General features: G+C 56.6%; 14 protein-coding genes. 6 read left to right on the top strand and 8 right to left on the bottom strand.

All coding sequences use genetic code 11. From position 1 onward, the window contains the following. Window positions 1-247: 247 nt before the first annotated feature. Window positions 248-973: a transcriptional repressor LexA gene (gene lexA, locus I6I72_RS12585; RefSeq protein WP_005529045.1), complete on the bottom strand. Its 726-nt coding sequence runs from the start codon at window positions 971-973 to the stop codon at window positions 248-250. A gap of 286 nt (window positions 974-1,259) precedes the next feature. On the opposite strand from lexA, the gene I6I72_RS12590 reads away from it, so the two are divergent. Both I6I72_RS12590 and nrdR read left to right on the top strand, forming a co-directional pair. Beyond that, window positions 1,260-1,655 carry a hypothetical protein gene (locus I6I72_RS12590; RefSeq protein ID WP_201807892.1) on the top strand — a complete coding sequence of 132 codons (396 nt, stop codon included), beginning with the start codon at window positions 1,260-1,262 and terminating at the stop codon, window positions 1,653-1,655. A 156-nt stretch (window positions 1,656-1,811) separates the two neighbouring features. Further along, window positions 1,812-2,270 carry a transcriptional regulator NrdR gene (gene nrdR, locus I6I72_RS12595; RefSeq protein ID WP_034656841.1) on the top strand — a complete coding sequence of 153 codons (459 nt, stop codon included), beginning with the start codon at window positions 1,812-1,814 and terminating at the stop codon, window positions 2,268-2,270. 17 nt (window positions 2,271-2,287) lie between these two features. On the opposite strand, the gene hrpA is transcribed toward nrdR, so the two are convergent. Next, on the bottom strand, window positions 2,288-6,193 hold the full coding sequence (hrpA, locus tag I6I72_RS12600; protein WP_070508981.1) for an ATP-dependent RNA helicase HrpA: 3,906 nt from the start codon (window positions 6,191-6,193) through the stop codon (window positions 2,288-2,290). A 120-nt stretch (window positions 6,194-6,313) separates the two neighbouring features. Between hrpA and I6I72_RS12605 the strand changes: the two genes are divergently transcribed. Next, window positions 6,314-7,330 (top strand): hypothetical protein, encoded by a 1,017-nt coding sequence (locus I6I72_RS12605; protein WP_236592636.1) that lies wholly within the window; start codon window positions 6,314-6,316, stop codon window positions 7,328-7,330. Window positions 7,331-7,429: 99 nt separating this feature from the next. Here the strand turns inward: I6I72_RS12605 and I6I72_RS12610 are convergent, their stop codons facing one another. Continuing rightward, window positions 7,430-8,392 (bottom strand): hydrogen peroxide-inducible genes activator, encoded by a 963-nt coding sequence (locus I6I72_RS12610; protein ID WP_201807114.1) that lies wholly within the window; start codon window positions 8,390-8,392, stop codon window positions 7,430-7,432. Between the two features lie 158 nt (window positions 8,393-8,550). Between I6I72_RS12610 and I6I72_RS12615 the strand changes: the two genes are divergently transcribed. Then, on the top strand, window positions 8,551-9,144 hold the full coding sequence (locus I6I72_RS12615) for a peroxiredoxin (protein ID WP_005529057.1): 594 nt from the start codon (window positions 8,551-8,553) through the stop codon (window positions 9,142-9,144). A gap of 135 nt (window positions 9,145-9,279) precedes the next feature. Continuing rightward, window positions 9,280-9,804 carry a carboxymuconolactone decarboxylase family protein gene (locus tag I6I72_RS12620; protein WP_005529058.1) on the top strand — a complete coding sequence of 175 codons (525 nt, stop codon included), beginning with the start codon at window positions 9,280-9,282 and terminating at the stop codon, window positions 9,802-9,804. Between the two features lie 162 nt (window positions 9,805-9,966). On the opposite strand, the gene I6I72_RS12625 is transcribed toward I6I72_RS12620, so the two are convergent. Together I6I72_RS12625 and I6I72_RS12630 are read right to left on the bottom strand one after the other, a co-directional pair. Then, window positions 9,967-12,510, bottom strand: a complete 2,544-nt coding sequence (locus tag I6I72_RS12625; RefSeq protein ID WP_201807117.1) for a DEAD/DEAH box helicase — start codon at window positions 12,508-12,510, stop codon at window positions 9,967-9,969. Window positions 12,511-12,573: 63 nt separating this feature from the next. Beyond that, window positions 12,574-13,668, bottom strand: a complete 1,095-nt coding sequence (locus tag I6I72_RS12630; RefSeq protein ID WP_100087125.1) for a PAC2 family protein — start codon at window positions 13,666-13,668, stop codon at window positions 12,574-12,576. A gap of 339 nt (window positions 13,669-14,007) precedes the next feature. Here I6I72_RS12630 and I6I72_RS12635 point away from each other — a divergent pair, with 339 nt between their 5' ends. Continuing rightward, window positions 14,008-15,126: a DUF4192 domain-containing protein gene (locus tag I6I72_RS12635; protein ID WP_201807120.1), complete on the top strand. Its 1,119-nt coding sequence runs from the start codon at window positions 14,008-14,010 to the stop codon at window positions 15,124-15,126. A gap of 1 nt (window position 15,127) precedes the next feature. Here the strand turns inward: I6I72_RS12635 and galE are convergent, their stop codons facing one another. The 3 genes from galE to I6I72_RS12650 form a co-directional block, all read right to left on the bottom strand. Continuing rightward, on the bottom strand, window positions 15,128-16,114 hold the full coding sequence (gene galE / locus I6I72_RS12640; RefSeq protein ID WP_049063015.1) for a UDP-glucose 4-epimerase GalE: 987 nt from the start codon (window positions 16,112-16,114) through the stop codon (window positions 15,128-15,130). Next, a complete protein-coding gene (locus I6I72_RS12645; RefSeq protein ID WP_034656975.1) occupies window positions 16,115-16,795 on the bottom strand; it encodes a metal-dependent transcriptional regulator in 681 nt (226 codons plus the stop codon). Between the two features lie 290 nt (window positions 16,796-17,085). Then, entirely contained in the window at window positions 17,086-18,099 is a 1,014-nt protein-coding gene (locus tag I6I72_RS12650) for a sigma-70 family RNA polymerase sigma factor (protein WP_005529064.1), read from the bottom strand. Between the last annotated feature and the right edge of the window lie 127 nt (window positions 18,100-18,226).

Raw genomic sequence — 18,226 nt, forward strand, 5'->3', positions numbered from 1 at the left:
GGGTTGGGGGCGGTACTTTCGCAGTAATAGAACTGACTTAACCCTAGTTTTCCAGAAAACCCTACGAATCGGAATAAACCAAAGGTGTACACATATAAGAAAAAGTGCAGGCAGTGAAATTTAAAGTCACTGCCTGCACTTTTGGAATGTGTGATTTTGGGCGCTAAAACCCGAGAAGTGGAATTCTGTCCCTTAAGGGGGTGGAATTAGAGGGTAATGCCCGCTAGAAAAGATGTTACATCGCCTGCTAAAGCTTGCGGAAGACGGAAACAACCTTGCCCATGATCTCCGCATCGTCACCCTTGATTGGGGAGTAGGCGTCATTGTGTGGCAGGAGCCAGATGCCCGAGGAATCGCGGTGGAATTCCTTGACAGTTGCCTCGTCGCCGTCCAGCAGCGCTGCTACGAATTCGCCCTCTTCAGCGACATTCTGGGAGCGGATAATGACCCAGTCTCCATTGAGGATACCGGCATCACGCATGGAGTCCCCGACAACCTGCAGCATATATAGCTCACCGGTTCCCACTACGTCGTTTGGCATCGGGAAATAAGTGTCAATATTTTCTTCAGCCGTGATGGGGGAGCCCGCAGCGATACGGCCAACAACTGGAATGTAAGCAACCTCAGAAGCCTCTTCAGGCGTCATCGATGAACCAGGTTCTGGTTTATCTGCCTTGGCTCCTGTCTTGCGGCCCGGCTTCTTGGTGTCTTCCTCATTATTGAGGTGTCGGACGTCTACGGCTCGTGGCTTGTTAGGGTCGCGACGCAGAAAGCCCTTCTCCTCGAGTTGCTTGAGCTGGTAGGCCACGGAGGAGGTGGATTGCAGTCCGGCGGCGTCGCCGATTTCACGGATGCTAGGCGGGTAGCCGCGCAGCATCACAGCGTCGTGGATGACGTCCAGGATGCGGCGCTGGCGCGCAGAGAGTGAATTGATGTCCGGCTTCCCAGAATTCTTGGCGGGTTTGCGTGGCATCGGGTCTCCTTGGGTGGGATAGATATGGCGTCGAATCTGCTTGGGTGGGTTGGTTAGCTACTATCTGTTCGAATTTTCGAAAAGCTTCTCTTCATTTCTATCACGTTGCGGGCAAATGTTCGAGAATTTTCGCTTCGATATGGACAAACTTTCGAAAAGCTGTTATAAATCGAACATAGCAACTAATTCGAACGAATTGGCGATGGGAATTTTCGAACGTGTCGTAGCGTTTGAATAGGCTGTAGCCACAAACTAATCGTCAAAGAAAAACGCTTAAGGAAACATCATGGCAATCGTACTCAACTCCAACAACAAGCAGGTTAACTACTTCAAGTCATCCCGTGCGTACCGCGCCAGCGTTGTGCCAGCGGCGTCTGTTTGGGATGCTGATGTATCTGCACGCTACGGCGCTATACGGAGTCCACATGTGCGTGATGTTCGAACACTCAGTGTGGATAATCGAACATACAGCGGTGTTCCTCAGTGTCGTCCACGCACCGATCATGCTGGTCAGCGCGAGGTGGCAAATTCGCGTGAAAACTCGAATCGCGGAAATTATCTTCTTGGTGCGGTGTTCGGCGTGGCAGTGTTCATCGGAACTGTGTTTGGTGGTCTCACGGCTGATGGGGGCGCTGCGCCGCAGGGAACTCAGCAGGTTGTGCAAGCCAGCGTGAACAACTAGCCATCCGCGCAAAGCCTTTGCTGGGCCTAGGTGTCGGGCCCAGCAGATGAGCATAAATGGCATCGTGCGGGAATCGGGCAGTACACTAAATGCGGTCTCAACGCCCGCCTCTCACATGTGAGTGGCGGATGACGTGGAAGAGGAAGGAACTGCACGGTGTATTGCCCGTTTTGCCATAATGAACAGTCACGAGTCATTGACTCCCGTGTGGTTGATGCAGGAACAGCAATCCGGCGCCGCCGTGAATGTGCCTCATGCAAAGGCCGCTTTACCACAGTCGAGAAAGCTGTCTTGTTAGTCGTCAAGCGAAATGGCTTGGCTGAGCCTTTCAGCAGGGACAAGCTGATTCGCGGTGTGCGTCGCGCATGCCAAGGCCGTGACGTAACGGATGACGCGCTGAAGAAGCTTGCCCAAGAAGTAGAGGAGACCGTGCGTAGCCACGGTTCCTCCCAGGTCAATGCCAATGACATCGGTCTTGCGATTCTCGAGCCACTACGTGACTTGGATGAGGTTGCGTACCTGCGTTTCGCATCGGTCTACAAATCCTTCGAGAGCGCGGACGACTTTGAATCAGAGATCCGACTCATGCGTCGCCGCGACCGCGATAGCTTTTAAGCCATTGGCTATGTGACTTAGCGCAGCTTGTCTACTGCCTTTTGGATACGGCGCAGCGACACTGGGTGCGCCGTGCCGAGGCGTTGCGCGAAGAGCGAAACCCGCAGCTCTTCCATCATCCAATAGATGTCCTTGACCTCCCGCGTCTTTGCGCGCCCGGCTGGGAGAGTCCGCAAGCGGTTGGCCAGATAGGCCTTGGCCTCCTCGACCTCTGCTTGACGGTCAGCGTCCTTGTCCGGGTCGAGGGACATCTCCTCCAAACGGATTCGGATCGCCTGCATGTAGCGGGGAAGATGGCGCAGGTGCGTCATGCCATGGATGGTGATGGCGTTCTTCGGCAGCAAGAACTCCATCTGTGCCTTCATGTCGTCAATGGCAGGGCCATCCCAGTGCGCGAGTTCAGCGCGCAGGTTTGAGTACTCCGCAAGTCCCGGTGCAATTGCCACCACCGACTGCCGAACCCGGCCGGCAACCTGCGGCTTGATGGCGTCGAGAAGCGTGCGGAATCCCTCCGGGGAACGCTGCGGGCCGCCTTCCTCAAGCATGAGATCGCGGATCGCCGCCACTCGAGCATCGTTGACCAATCCTTCAGCGCTACCGTGTGGATAGGCGTCCACCGCTACGCGCTGCTGCAAGGGCAGCCCCTTAACCATCTGCTGGTGGTTGACCGAAATCTCCCGCATTAGCAACGTCAACGTCGTAGTTATCATCGCCGCATCTGCCGCAGCCTTAGTCGGGTGAACCTTCAAAGAGACACCCTCAGCAGAAGTCACGAGTGCCGGATATGCGGTGACTTCGTGGCCATCAACCACGGTCGTTACTTCCTCATCAATGGTGCCCAACGTATCCGTGGTCCATTCCTTCACTGCCTTCGACTCCGACTTTCGTCCCACGCGGGAGACCGAGGACTTGATGTGCCCGGCCTGGCGGCGGACCAATGCGGCTAGGTCCCTGTCAGAATCAATGATCTTGCCGCGCTTATCCACGGCAGCGTAGTTCATCCGCAGGTGTGCCGGCAGGGCGGAAGTCTTGAAATCTGTGGAGTCGATGCCCTGGCCACCGAGCTCACGGAGGACGTCGGCAAGCTGCTGCGTAATCGATCCCTCATATGGAATAAGCCGCGGCAGCGCTCGCTCCGCGAACTCAGGCGCCGGGACCACCGTGCGGCGAATCGCCTTTGGCAAGGAACGGATAAGTTCCGTCACCAGCTCAAGGCGCAGGCCCGGAACCAGCCAATCGAAGCCTTCAGTATCCAGACCCGCAAGCAGCGGTACTGGGACCATCAGCGTCACGCCGTCGAGTGGGTCACCTGGCTCAAACTTGTAGGTCAAGTCGTAATCTATAGAGCCTTTCAGCCAGCGATCCGGGAATGCCTCCTCGGTGACATCATGGGTGTCCTCAATGAGCTTGTCTGGATCGAAGTCCAGCAGATCCGGAGTCTGGTGCTGCTGTTTCTTCCACCAAGAGTCAAAATGACGTCCGGTAGTAACCTTTGCTGGAATGCGTTGGTCATAGAAGTCGAAGAGAGTATCCTCGTCCACCACGAGTCCGCGACGTCGTGCTTTGTCCTCATACTGTGCTGCTTCCTCAAGCTTTTTCACATTGTCGTGGAAGAAGTGGTGATGAGTGTTCCACTCGCCTTCAATGAGAGCGTTGCGGATAAACATATCGTGTGCTGCTACGGGGTCGACGCGATGATAGGGCACCGTGCGGTCGGTGACGATGGGCACGCCATAGAGCGTCGAACGCTGCGTTGCTACAGCGGCCGCGCGCTTGCGTGACCACGTCGGATCCGAATAGTTGTGCTTGAGCAGGTTGGCGCCGAGCTTTTCCACCCAGGCAGGGTCGATCGCGGCGACGTCGCGTGCCCACAGGCGGGAGGTCTCCACGAGTTCTGCCGCCATGAGAAACTCCGGGGGCTTCTTGGCCAGTGCAGAACCTGGAAACACAAGGAAGCGGGTGTTGCGGGCGCCATGGAATTCCTTGGAGTTGCCATCGCGGGCACCAATGTTGGACAAGAGCCCGGACAGCAGCGACATATGAATGTCATCGGGCCGGCGTTCGGTGGCCTCCTCATGGTTCCACCCGAGCTGCTTGGCGACGTCGCGTAATTGGCGCACCAAGTCAAACCACTCGCGGATACGCATGTAGTGGAGGAAGTCCTTCTTCATGCGCTTGCGGAAGGCATTGCCGCTCAGCTCATTGCGGGCATCCTGCACGAAGTCCCAGAGATTAAGCATGGCCAAGAAGTCTGAAGACTTGTCTTTAAAGCGCGCATGCGCTTGATCTGCTTGGGCCTGGAACTCGAGCGGGCGTTCGCGGACGTCTTGAATTGTCATGGCGGCAACGATGACAATGATGTCCTCGAGGCAGCCGGAGCGGTGTGCCTCGACGAGCATACGTGCCATGCGCGGGTCGACTGGTATTCGCGAGAGGACACGGCCGACGTCAGTCAGTACCGGAAGCCCGTCCTTTTCTTCTTGCGGGCTCAGAGCGCCAAGCTCGTGGAGGAGCAAGAGGCCATCGCGCACGGCCTTTTGCTCTGGCGACTGGACGAATGGAAACTCCGAGATGTCTCCCAAGCGCAAGGAGATCATCTGCAAGATGACGCTGGCGAGGTTGGTGCGCAGGATTTCTGGATCGGTGAACTCAGGGCGGGAGAGGAAGTCCTGCTCGGAGTACAAGCGAATCGCGATGCCGTCCGCAACACGGCCACAGCGTCCTGAGCGCTGGTTGGCGCTTGCCTGTGAAATCGGTTCGATGGGCAGACGCTGGACTTTGGTGCGGGTGGAGTAGCGAGAAATGCGTGCCGTACCTGTGTCAACGACATAGCGAATTCCGGGAACGGTCAGAGAGGTCTCGGCAATGTTGGTGGACAGGACGATGCGGCGGCCACGGTGCCCAGAGAACACGCGGTGCTGCTCTTCGTTGGAAAGGCGTCCAAACAGGGGAGTGACCTCAACGCCGCTCCACTTGCGGGCCTCGATTGCCTCCATGGCGTCGCGAATGTCACGCTCGCCGGGGAAGAAGCAGAGAATATCTCCCTCTCCTTCGGCCATGAGCTCTTCGATTGCCTCGCAGAGTCCGTCGATAGGGTCTTGATCGACGACTTTGCCCCCGGCCTCGAACTCGAGCGGCCGGTAGCGAATTTCTACCGGATAGGTGCGACCGGATACTTCAATAATCGGCGCTGGGTTGCCTTCGGCATCTGCGAAGTGGGTGGCGAAGCGCTCTGGGTCGATGGTTGCAGAGGTGATGATGACCTTGAGATCGGGGCGCTTCGGCAATAGGCGTTTGAGATAGCCCAGAAGGAAGTCGATGTTGAGGGAACGCTCGTGGGCCTCGTCGATGATGATGGTGTCGTAGGCATTGAGGAAGCGGTCACGTTGCATCTCTGCCAGCAAGATACCGTCCGTCATCAGCTTGATCGCGGTCGTATTTGAAACCCGGTCGTCGAAGCGGATGGCATAGCCTACGGATTCGCCGATCGTCTGGTCCAGCTCATCTGCGATGCGCTCTGCCACGGTACGGGCCGCAAGACGGCGGGGCTGGGTATGCCCAATGAGCCCGCGACGCCCCCGGCCTAGGTCAAGACAGATCTTTGGAATCTGTGTTGTCTTGCCAGAACCAGTCTCACCCGCGATGATGACCACTTGGTTATCGCGGATTGCGTCGGCAATATCGTCTTTGCGTGCCGAAACCGGCAGTGCCTCGGGGTAGGAAATGGCGGGGACGGCGGCGTCGATTAGCGCGACGCGTTCGCGGGCTTGTTGGATATCGTCCCCGATTGCGGTGAGTGCTTGGGGGGAGCGTGCCTTGCGCAGGCGGCGTCGGAAAGCGCGTGCGTCCTTTAAAGTAACCTCATCGAGAGCTGCAAAAAGCTCATCGCGGGTCGGGGATGAGGATTGTGAAAGATTAGTCATAGCTGGTGGGAAATTCTACCCGTCCAGCGTGAGGCATGAAAACGTTGATAAGCTAATGCTGATTGTTACGAAAGTTTAGTCAAGTGATTTTGATTAACCGGAATCAAGGAGGAAGCCACAGTGTCCAACCCATTCGGTGCAGATGGTTCGAGCGGTGACGATAAGTTCAACAACCCCACCCGGAATAACGACTTGCCTCGCTACGAACCTACTAATCACCCAGAAGACCGCCCCGATTATGGGCTGCCTTCCTACGGTAGCTACGGCGCGCAATCTTCCGAGTCTGGTTATGCAGGCACAGTAAACGGCAATGCTTATGGCTCGTATGGCCCCTATGGTGCAGGAAATCTTTCGGGACGCAACCATGCCGCACCTGCCTACACCGGCCCCGTCTCCGCAACAAAAGCCATCGGCTGGGGATTCCGTGCAACCTTTGCCAATTGGCAACTATGGATTCTTGGTGCCTTTGCGGTAATTGCTGTCACCCTGGTGCTGTCCTTAATCGGTGGAGTAATCACCGGTGGATTGTCTGGCGGTTCTGAGGAAGCAACTGTAGCTGCGGGCCTGTCCAGTATGGCCGTGAACATTTTGTCAACTCTGTTCAGCCTCATCGTTAGCCTGGTAGTGATGCGATTGGCGTTCTACCAGATTGACGATCCCGCTACGTCGTGGGGATACGTGGGTAAAAACGTGCGCTGGGTGCAGCCGTTTGTGGTTGGCTTGGTGGTCAACATTGTTATTGGCGGCCTGATGCTCATTGGTTTGCTTATCTTTGGCGGTGCAACCTTCGTTGCACTGTTCAACGGCGATATCGAATCAGATGCTGACGCCATGAAGGCTGTGTCTACGATCCTGGGATTCGTGGCTGTAGCCATGTTGATTAGCTGGTTGATTCAGCCGTTGTACGTTCTTATGCAGTGGTTTGCCGCTGACGGTGAGTCTATTGGTGATGCTTTCAAGAAGGGCTTTGCGGCCGGCAAGGCTAACTACGGTCAGCTGCTTCTGTTCAGCTTCTTGATGCTTCTCTTGGCTTTGACGCTGGGATTGGGCATGCTGGTCATTATGCCGGTAAGCATGCTGGCCCAAGCGCACATCATGCGCCAGTGCGCGAACCGTTATGCGCCCGAAAGCGCCTAAGCATATTCGCTAATCGCTTCTCCCAGAAGTCAGAACAAACTCCCCGGTTGCACGTTCTTTGATGAACCGTGCAGCCGGGGATTTGCGATCGCCTGGCCTCTACTTAGCTGGGGTTTCGACGGACCGGGAGCGTTTCAGAGCATCTTCGAAAGCTTTGGTGACTAGGTTTCCGAACTCGCGGAACTCGTCAGCGCGTGCGGCAGAGTTGCGGAATACGAGACCAACGTTGCGTTCTGCAGTGACCGAAGAATCGAAGTGTGCGACCTTGAGGCGAGGGTTGATGCACTCTGTGGCAATAGCAGACTCTGGGACGAGTGTGGCGCCTAGGCCACCCATGACCAGTTGTAGGATCGTGGTCAATGAAGAAGCTCGAGTGACCGAATTGGTAGCTTCTGACGGGTTGACGCGAGCTTTCCGGCACAGGTCGAGGACTTGGTCACGCAGACAGTGGCCGTCATCGAGGAGGAGCAGGTTGAGATGGTCAAGATCGCTCAGCTTGAGATCGTCACGGCCAGCCAGTGGGTGCTCGGGATCGGTAACGACAACGAAGTTCTCGGAATACAAGGAAACATCAACCATGCCGGCAGCTTCGGAAGGCAGCGCAATGATGGCTAGATCAAGCTGTCCATCGCGTAGTTTTTCTAGAAGGTGTTCCGTCTGTTCCTCCACGAATCGGGGCTCCAAGTCCGGATATATTTCCAAAATCTCGCCCAAAAGCGCGGGGAGAATATATGGCGCAATCGTGGGGATAACGCCAATGGTGAGGGGGCCGGTTAACGTACCGTGTGCGCCCCGTGCATGGGCGAGAAAAGCGTCAGCGGCTTCCAAGGTTGCCTTAGCGTAGGGGAGAAGCTTTTCTCCCGTGACAGTGACGATGACTTTGCGCGTGGAGCGCTCAATGAGCTGCACTCCTAGGCCTTGTTCGAGTGCTACTAATGCTTGGGAAAGGGAAGGCTGAGAGATTTCAAGCTTGGTTGCGGCGGTGCCAAAGTGCTTGTTTTCTGCAATGGTGACGAAGGTACGCAGCTGGGCGAGTGTAGGGCGATACTCTTTATTGTGCATGCCTATAACTCTAACATTTATAAATAGGATTTCCTATTGACACCGGAAGAATTAATTGGCATACTTGACGGTGTTGGGCAAAAGCCCTGGCAGTGGGATAAAATCCACTACTTTTATTGACGTATTAGCACTTCACCTATAAGGAGATGTCAGTTTCCATGCCTATCTTGACTGTTGGCGAGAAGTTCCCAGAGTTCGACCTCACTGCACTTAAGGGCGGTGACCTCCACGACGTCAACGCAAACCAGCCGGAGGATTACTTCGAGCAGGTTTCCCTCGATAAGTACCAGGGCAAGTGGAAGGTCGTGTTCTTCTACCCGAAGGACTTCACCTTCGTTTGCCCAACCGAGATCGCAGCCTTCGGCAAGCTGGATGAAGAGTTCCAGGATCGCGACACTCAGATTCTCGGTGGCTCCACCGACAACGAGTTCGCTCACTTCAACTGGCGTGCAACTCACCCAGAGCTGAAGGAAATTCCTTTCCCGATGTTCTCTGACATTCGCCACGACCTGATCCGCGCCCTCGGCGTTGAGAATGCTGCTGGCGTTGCAGACCGTGCAACCTTCATCATCGACCCGGACGGCATCATCCAGTTCGTTTCCGTTACTCCGGACGCTGTTGGCCGTAACGTTGACGAGGTTCTCCGCGTCCTCGACGCACTGCAGTCCGAAGAAGTTTGCGCCTGCAACTGGGAGGCAAACGATCCGACCAAGAACATCAACAAGCTCGACGTCGTTCAGTCTGCTCTCTAAGGGTGACTAAACCGCGCGTGCTAGGCCACGCGTGGTAATCACGCGGGATGATAAAGCCCCCTCGGGCAACCGAAGGGGCTTTCCTTTGAACTTCTTCTGAAAATCACTTATTAAAAACGCTAAGGAGCACAAGATATGTCTATCGATAACCTGAAGTCTTCCCTTCCGGAGTACGCAAAGGACCAGAAGCTGAACCTGGGCACCCTGGCTCGTTCCACCGAGCTGAACGAGGAGCAGCTGTGGGGCTCCATGTTGGCTGCTGCTGCCGCAACCCGCAACGACACCGTTCTTTCCGAGATCATCGAGGAAGCAAAGGAGCACCTGTCTGAGGCTGCTGTTGAGGCTGCTCTCGGTGCCGCAACCGTCATGGCTATGAACAACGTTGCATACCGCGCTAAGGGCTGGCTCGGCGATGACTTCGCTCAGGTTAAGTTCGGTCTGCGTATGAACATCATCTCCAAGCCAGGCGTAGAGAAGGCCAACTTCGAGCTGTGGAACACCGTTGTCTCCGCAATCAACGGCTGCGAGCACTGCCTCGTTGCACACTCCAAGACCCTGGCTGAAGAGGGCCTGACCAAGGAGCAGGTCTGGGAGGGCATCAAGATTGCTGGTGTTATCCAGGCAGTTGCTCAGACCGTTCAGGTCGAGGCTGCTCGCTAGTCTAGGACTGGTTTAAAGCCTCGCTAAGAGATTTATGACCCGCACAATCGTGCGGGTCATTTTCCGTCTGGGCACAAGTGCTGTTTCTAGCTTTGCCTGGGGTGCCTGATACTTCGGCGGACTGGTCGTCAGAATAAATAGCAGGGGTGGGGTGGAATGTCGTTATCGTTCGATAATTAAGCTAGACAGTCGCACTTCGCCGGCCTCATCAGAAGCATCGAGGTCAACCACGGCGACGAACTGGTAACCATGGTCGCCTTCCGGATCTTTGATGATCTGCCGGACCTGCCACAAGCGGGTGTCCTGGCCCGAAAGACGGAAGAACTCAGGGCCACGTGCAGCGGGGCCAGAATCGATGTCGTCGTATTCGTCGAAGTAGTCATCGAGCGCCGCACCGAAATCGGGGATTTCCTCAAGGTAATCCAATAGCTCTGCAAGGCGTTCTTCTTTCTCTAACGCAAATAGCTGTACCAAACGGAACATGTAGTTGCGCACCATAATGCTAAACGCACGCCGGTTGGAGGTCAGCGCGGTTGGGTCCTCCACACCAAAGGCAAGCTCGCGCTCCAGATCTTCCTGCGAGATAGGGGAATCCTCGCCGGCCATCTCAGCCCACTCGTCCACGAGGGAGGAATCCACCTGCCGGATGAGCTCCCCGAGCCAGACCACGACGTCGGAAAGCTCCTCAGTGAAGTAATCATCCGGAACGGACTGCTTCAAGGTGCGCCACGCATCGGTCAGATAGCGCAGAATCACTCCCTCCGAGCGCGCCAAACCGTAGGTCGCCACCAAGTCAGAGAAGGTCATGGCGTTTTCGAGCATGTCACGAACTACAGACTTCGGACGCAACTCGAATTCCTTGACCCAGGCGTTCGTCTCCGCGAAGGTGTCATAGGCCTGTTCTAACAGCTCCTCAAGCGGCTTGGGCCACGTGATCTCCTCAACGATTGCCATGCGCTCGGTGTAATCCACGCCATCTGCCTTGAGCGCCGCAATCTCCTCGCCGCGGCGCTGCTTCTGTTGCGCGATGAGGACCTGGCGCGGATCATCCAGAATCGCCTCGTACACCGAAATCACGTCAAGGGTATACGTGTCCGATTCCGGATCAAGCAGACTCAGCGCGGCCAGCGCAAATGGCCCCAAAGGCTGGTTTAGCGCGAAGTCTCGCGGTAGCTCGCGGACCAAGTGATAGGGACGCCCGTAGATGTCGAGCCCCTTCGTGGACTTTTGCACCACACCTGAGTTCAACAGCCCGCGGAAGAGATCCAGAGCCGTCAAAATATCCTGGTTCTGCTTCGTGCGGGTGTCGTGGTTGGTGCGCAGAAGGTGCTTCATGTGCTCGTAGCCATTGCCGTGACGGGCCAGGACATTCAGCAACATCGAGTTGGATACGCGGAACTGCGAGGTGAGTTGTTCGGGTTCAGCCTCTGTAAGACGCGCAAAGGTCTTTTCCGACCACGTCACGTCACCCTCACGCGCCGACTTTTTCTTCAGCTTCTTTAGGCGCGCTGGGTCATTGCTGAGCCGGCGGCGGGCCTTGGCATTCTCGATCTCGTGCTCGGGGGCCTCGACGATGACCGTGCCTTCGGTGTCGTAACCCGCACGCCCCGCGCGGCCCGCGATCTGGTGGAACTCGCGGGATTTAAGGATGCGCTGGCGCTGACCGTCATACTTGGCCAAGCCGGTCATGAGCACGGTGCGAATAGGGACGTTGATGCCCACGCCCAAAGTATCAGTACCGCAGATAATCTTCAGCAAGCCCTTCTGCGCTAAACGCTCGACCAAACGGCGGTACTTGGGAAGCATGCCTGCGTGGTGAACACCAATGCCACGGCGCAGGAGCTTGGAGAGGTCGCGGCCGAAGGTCGTCGTAAAGCGGAAGCTCGAAAGTTCCGCGGCAATCGCCTCCTTTTCCTCAGGTGTGATGATTCCAGAAAGGGAGGTCAGCGCCTGGGCGCGCTCCGACGCCTCGCGTTGGGAAAAGTGCACTACGTACACCGGAGCTTTCCCAGACTTTAGAATCTCTTCAATCGTCTCGTGAACGGCAGTGAATACGTAGGAAAAATCTAGGGGTACAGGGCGGGTGCTGCCGGCCACGAGGGTGGTTTCGCGCCCAGTGCGCTCGGTGAGGTCTTTTTCGAGCCAGCTGGTATCTCCCAACGTGGCGGACATCAGCAGGAACTGCGCCTTGGGCAGCTCGAGCAACGGGACCTGCCAGGCCCAACCGCGGTCTGGCTCGGAGTAGTAATGGAACTCGTCCATGACCACTTGATCAATGTTGGCTTCGGCGCCGTCGCGAAGCGCAATGTTCGCCACAATCTCAGCTGTTGCCGCAATGATGGGAGCATTGCCGTTGACGGTGGCGTCACCAGTCATCATGCCCACGTTCTCCGCGCCAAAGATCTCGCACAAAGCGAAGAACTTTTCGGAGACCAGCGCCTTGATGGGAGCAGTATAAAAGCTGCGCTGCCCACGCGCGAGCGCAATGAAGTGCGCAGCGTTGGCCACCATCGACTTACCTGAGCCCGTTGGCGTGGCAAGGATGACATTGTCGCCCGCGAGAATGCCGAGCGAGGCCTCCTCCTGTGCGGGATAAAGCGAGATTCCACGCTGATTGGTCCACGTGAGGAAGGTATCCCAGATGGCCTCATCGACGAGGGATTCTGGGACTTCGGCAAGATCGGGCAGCATCTGAGAAAGGTTCACCCTCACCACCTTAGGTGATGAGGGTGTGGGTGGCGACAAGCCCGTCGCACTGCTGGGATGGCGCTAGATATCGTCGCCCAAGTTGTTCCTGCGGTCATTGGGGCTCTGTTCACTGGAGCCCTTGTCCTCGTGGCGCTCAGCTTCTCCGGATGTTTCTTCAGCTGCTCGCTCAGCGGCGTCCTCGCGGTCATCAATCTCACTGTCGAGAATATCGTGGAGCTGCGAAGAATCCTCGTCTAAGCCTGCGAGGAAGGCCTGGAACTCGGCGCCAATCTCGTCGCCGGAAGGCACGCCTTCTTCGCCCGGCAAGAGGGCGTTCGGGTGCTTCTCGCGGTAGCGCTCGTGATAGTAGTCATACTGCTGCTCGAGCTGCTGGACGACGCCCGTGATCTCATCGGAGTCCATCACCTGCTCCTCCAGCTGCTGGTTGACGCGAGCGATGTCAGCTTCGAGGCTGCCAAGCGGCAGGTTCAGGCCAGCGGTGTTTGATACCGAGTTGAGCAGCGAGAACGTGCCTTGGGGGTACGGCGAAGAAGCCAGGTAATGGGGAACCGAGACGGTGTAACCAGCCACGTTGCGGCCCTTCTTATCCAGCGCCTTTTCCAAGAAAAGGGCAGCGGAGCCTGGGACCATCATGGTCTGTTCCATCTTCATCATGCGCCCAGTTAGCTCTTGGGAGTTGCCGTGAGCAGTAATGACCGTGGGGCGAGTGTGCGGCACAGGCATCGGAGCGGCGTAAAGGACGATGGTGTTGTGCACATCAAACTTCTCAGCGATGTTCACAACGGCGTCGGTGAAAGCTTCCCAGCGCAGGTCCGGCTCAGGGCCAGACAGCAGCAGAAAAGACTTGCCGGAATTGTCCCGCAGGACCTTGATCCCTAAGTCGGTCGGCTCAATTTCTACCGTGCGATTTGTGTCGATGGTGACCATTGGGCGACGAGAACGGTAATCGATGAGCTCATCGCCATTAAAGGACGCCAACTGGCGGCTTTCGAGTGCGGCCTTCAGGTGGTCCGCAGAAGCCTCTACAGCCTGACCGGCATCTGCATAGCCGTGCATTGCAACGATCATGGTCGGACCCTTGTCTGCGTTGGAAGAATCCTTGACCACTGGGGCCGGATATTCCAATTCGTAGATGCGCTTTTGTTCTTCATGCATGCTTGCGATACCTCCTAAACCTGTGCCCGACAATACAGACTTGGCGTGCACTTATCGCTTTCAACACCACCCTGCAGGCAAGTATTCCCACTGGATTTTCACCAGTAGATATGGTGAAGCCGGAAACCTAAGCCTAAGGATGAGCCTTAAGGATTAGCTCTGTGCTGAAAGGTTGGTTTCTTGATCTTGCCCTATACAGACAAGTTACGCTAGAAATTCGCCAAATGGCTGTGGATAACCTTGAAATTGGCGTGGCCTCGCGGTGAGTTATCCACAAAACTTAGGCGCTGGCCAAAATGAACCTAGAAGTAGCTTGCATGCTTCCCGCACCCTAGGTGCATGACCAACTACTTGAACCAACGCAAATCATCTGCACCCATCAATACGCCGGGACATCTCCTTGCCAACGTACCTGGAGCTCTAGGTTTCTATCCCACGGATTCCGTCATATTCATGACCTTCGAGCCTTGCCCACAGGGGATGGCAATGGGGCCCGTTGCTCGAATCGATTTTGACGATGCCCAGGAAGCCTTGCCGGAAATTTGGGAGACCATTGTCTCGCCCCAAACCGAGGGCGTGTTCGCGTTCTTTATCACTGAACGCCCCATGGACGAGGTGGAAGCGCTCGCTGAATGGATGTATGCGCTGCATAAGCACACGCACGGAATGGATATCGATGCAGCGTGGCACACCACTGAGATTGTTACGGGCGCGCGCTACGAGATTCTCTTCGGGGTGGTAAACCACGAGGGGAATGGTCCCATGAAGAAGTGGCGGGAGGGGCCGATCCCAGCGCTTACCGACGCCCCGACCATGCAGCATTGCGTGGGCAAGGAGCTCATTCCTGAGCTTAGTAGGGAAGAGCTCTATCAGAAGTTTGCGCGTGATAATCCTCGTCTGTCGCGCGAGGAATCTAAGCGGATCGCGAAACGGGCTTTAGCCCACGCGCGCCAGTTTCGGGCGGAGGTAGAGCTGAGTGATGATGACCCGGACTCTGCCATTGAGGACTTCCTGGGTGATGCATGGTGGCAGCTGCGCTGTCTCGACGATTTAGACGCCACGCTTGGCGACGTCGAGGCTCTCGAGACATGTGCCACCTGGATGGCTACCACGTGGTCCAGGGACCTAGTCATCGCGCAGTTGTGCCAACAGCCGGACAAGGCAAGCGTGCTCCTCCTTGCCACTGCCCGCACCTTTGAGGGCGTCATCCGGTATAATGCGCTCGCGCTGTATGCCATTACTCAGATGCAGCTTGATCGCGGTCAACTAGCTGGCCCTGCTCTAAACGTCTTAACCGAGGAAGCGCCAGAACATTCGCTGGGTGGTCTGGTGCACCAGATCTTCCGCCTCGGGCTTTCAGAGAAACTGGTGGATGTATTGCGTACAGCGTCCGACGTGGCGCGTCAGATGGTCGGGCAGGCGCGGCACGAAGCTGAAGGCGCTGGGGAGGTGGCTTGAGCTAGACGCGCTTTGCGGAGTGTGCTTTGTCGCCCAGTTCCTTGGTGAAATTCCACGCGTCGGTGACGATGGTCTCCAGGTCAGTACGAGTGGGGTTCCATCCGAGCTCTGCCTTGATCTTCTCGGAGGACGCAACCAGGGTGGCTGGGTCGCCGGCGCGCCGGGGTGCGATCTCCGCGGGGATCTCGTGGCCGGTGACCTTGCGGCACATTTCGATGACTTCCTTGACGGAATAACCGTCGCCAGAGCCCAAATTGTAGATGCGGTGGGTGCCTTCGGTGTTGGTTTTCAGCGCCAGAACGTGGGCATCTGCGAGGTCGCGGATGTGGATGTAGTCCCTGACCGCGGTGCCGTCGGCGGTGGGGTAGTCATCGCCGAACATGAAGATCTTGTCGCGGTGGCCAAGCGCCACCTGGAGTACCAGCGGAATGAGATGGGTCTCGATGGCGCGGTTCTCACCAATAGAGCCGTATGCACCGGCGACGTTGAAGTAACGCAGCGAGGTAGCGCCGAGACCGTAGGCCTTGGCGAAAGACGTGATGATGTAGTCGATGGACAGCTTTGACGCACCGTAGGGATTAGTAGGCTGAGTCGGCATATCCTCCGTGATTGGAACCTGCTTTGGTTCACCATAGGTCGCAGCGGTGGAAGAGAAAACAAGGTTCTTTACGCCGTGCGCACGCATGGCGTTCAAAAGTTTGAGGGAGGTGACTACGTTGTGCTCCCAGTAGTCGGCTGGAATCTCTACCGACTCGCCGACCAACGAGCGGGCAGCGAAGTGGACTACGCCTTCAAAACCACCTTCGGCAAGTACCTCTTCGACAACATCGGCTACGTCACCTTCAACAAGGCGTGCCCCGGCGGGGACGGCTTCGCGATTGCCGGTGCTGAAATTGTCAATGATCGTGACGTCGTGGCCTTCTTCGACCAGAACTGCCGCGCAAACAGAACCTACGTAACCGGCACCGCCGGTGACTAGAAGCTTCACTTATTTCACCTCAATACGAATTGCGTGTGCGAGATCATCAAGTAGTTCGATGGTGGCACCAGACTCGGTGGTGAGGGTGACTGTGCCATTGTTGTTCACGACGGTGACGGGCGCGCCGACAACGACTCCTGCTTCGTAGATTTGGCGGAAGGTCTCGGTATCTACCTGCAGAATCTCATTGATCTGCATGATTGTTGCGGGAGTCTCTTCGCCGTTGGGCAGATCGATGGCACGGGTGCCGCTTGGAATATCCCTGTCTTCAGCGCCGAGCTGATCAAGAGCTGGGATTGGATTACCAAAAGGGGAGCGGGTGGAATCAGGAAGTACGGCAACAACGCGTTTTTCCACTTCTTCACTCATGACGTGTTCCCAGCGGCAGGCCTCGTCGTGGACCTGGTGGATGTCGAGCCCGAGGACGTCAGTAAGCAGGCGCTCTGCAAGTCGGTGCTTGCGCATAACAGCGGTGGCTAGTTCGCGACCTGCGGGAGTGAGATCTAGGCTGCGGTCAGTGCGAACGCGGAGCAGTCCATCGCGTTCCATACGAGCGACAGTTTGGGACACCGTAGGACCTGACTGCTCGAGACGCTCAGCGATACGGGCGCGCAGCGGCGTGATGCCTTCTTCCTCAAGCTCATAAATAGTACGTAGGTACATTTCAGTGGTATCAACGAGGTCCCTCACGTGGGCAAACCCTTTCTGCATGATAGGGAGCGCCGAAAATGCTGCCGACCATTCCTCGGAGAGAAGAGCGGCCGCCTAGCTCGGTGCCTTCGAACAATAACTAAACAATACCGCACTTTGTGATCTAAATAGCTTAGGTCTAATCGCATTTACTACTTAGCCGGGCAGTATGGGCGGTTACCCACCTACCTATTAAACGCAAAGACCCTACCGGGTATTCCCTATAAATGGGAATTTCTCAGGCAGGGTCTGTCATCTCAGGATTTGTGGGCTTAAATGCGTGGGAAAGTCTACAGCGCGTACTCGCGGAGGCGATCCGCACGATTGCCGTCTCGCAGCTTTGCCATCACTTCGCGCTCGATCTGGCGGACGCGTTCGCGGGAAAGCCCAAATTTACGGCCAATCTGGTCGAGCGTGCGCGGGACACCGTCGTCCAATCCATAACGCAAACGGATGACATCCTGCTCGCGTTCTTCCAAAGTTTCGATGACGCCACGAATGTCGGAGTGACGCATTGCGGCAACGACTGCGGTTTCAGCATCTGTTGCTTCTGCATCCTCGATGAAGTCGCCGAGTGGTGCTTCTTCATCGGTGCCGACTGGCATATCCAAGGAAACAGGGTCGCGGGATTGGCGGAGGAGCATCTCGATCTTCGACTCCTCGATACCGGACTCTTCAGCGAGCTCTTCGTTGGTGGCTTCGCGGCCCAAGGACTGGTACATCTCGCGCTTGATGCGGGAGAGCTTATTGACCTGTTCGACCAAGTGGACTGGGAGGCGGATGGTGCGCGACTGATCTGCCATGCCGCGGGTGATGGCCTGGCGAATCCACCACGTTGCGTAGGTGGAGAACTTGAAGCCCTTGGCGTAGTCGAACTTCTCCATGGCGCGGATGAGGCCAAGGTTGCCTTCCTGGATTAGGTCGAGGAGCGGCATTCCGCGACCGGTGTAGCGCTTGGCCAATGAAACGACGAGGCGAAGATTTGCTTCCAGCAGGTGGGAACGAGCCTTCTTGCCCTCGCGAACCAAGATCTTGAGGTCGCGCTTTTCGGCGCGGGTGATCTTTTCTGCATTCGCAAGTTTGTACTCTGCGTAAAGGCCAACTTCGATGCGCTGGGCGAGTTCTACCTCGTCTTCGGCGCTGAGCAGAGCAGTTTTGCCGATGCCGTTGAGATAAACGCGAACCAGATCGGCGGACGGATTGTCATTGGTTTGATTACGACGCGAACCGCGATCAACTTCCTGCTCTTCTGCGAGTGAGTCTTTACCAAGGTCAGCAGCGGTGCTGTCGGACTTGTTGGCCATGTCGAGCCTCCTGAGGTTGCGGCTTGTTACAACATGTACAACGGCCCTCGGACCCTTTTAGTTCCCGTGTCTAAAAATTTTTCGAGTTCTATGCCGGAAAGGGGCTGACCCTCCCCGCAAATGGGGG

This window comes from Corynebacterium striatum, assembly GCF_016728105.1.
GTDB lineage: Bacteria > Actinomycetota > Actinomycetes > Mycobacteriales > Mycobacteriaceae > Corynebacterium > Corynebacterium striatum.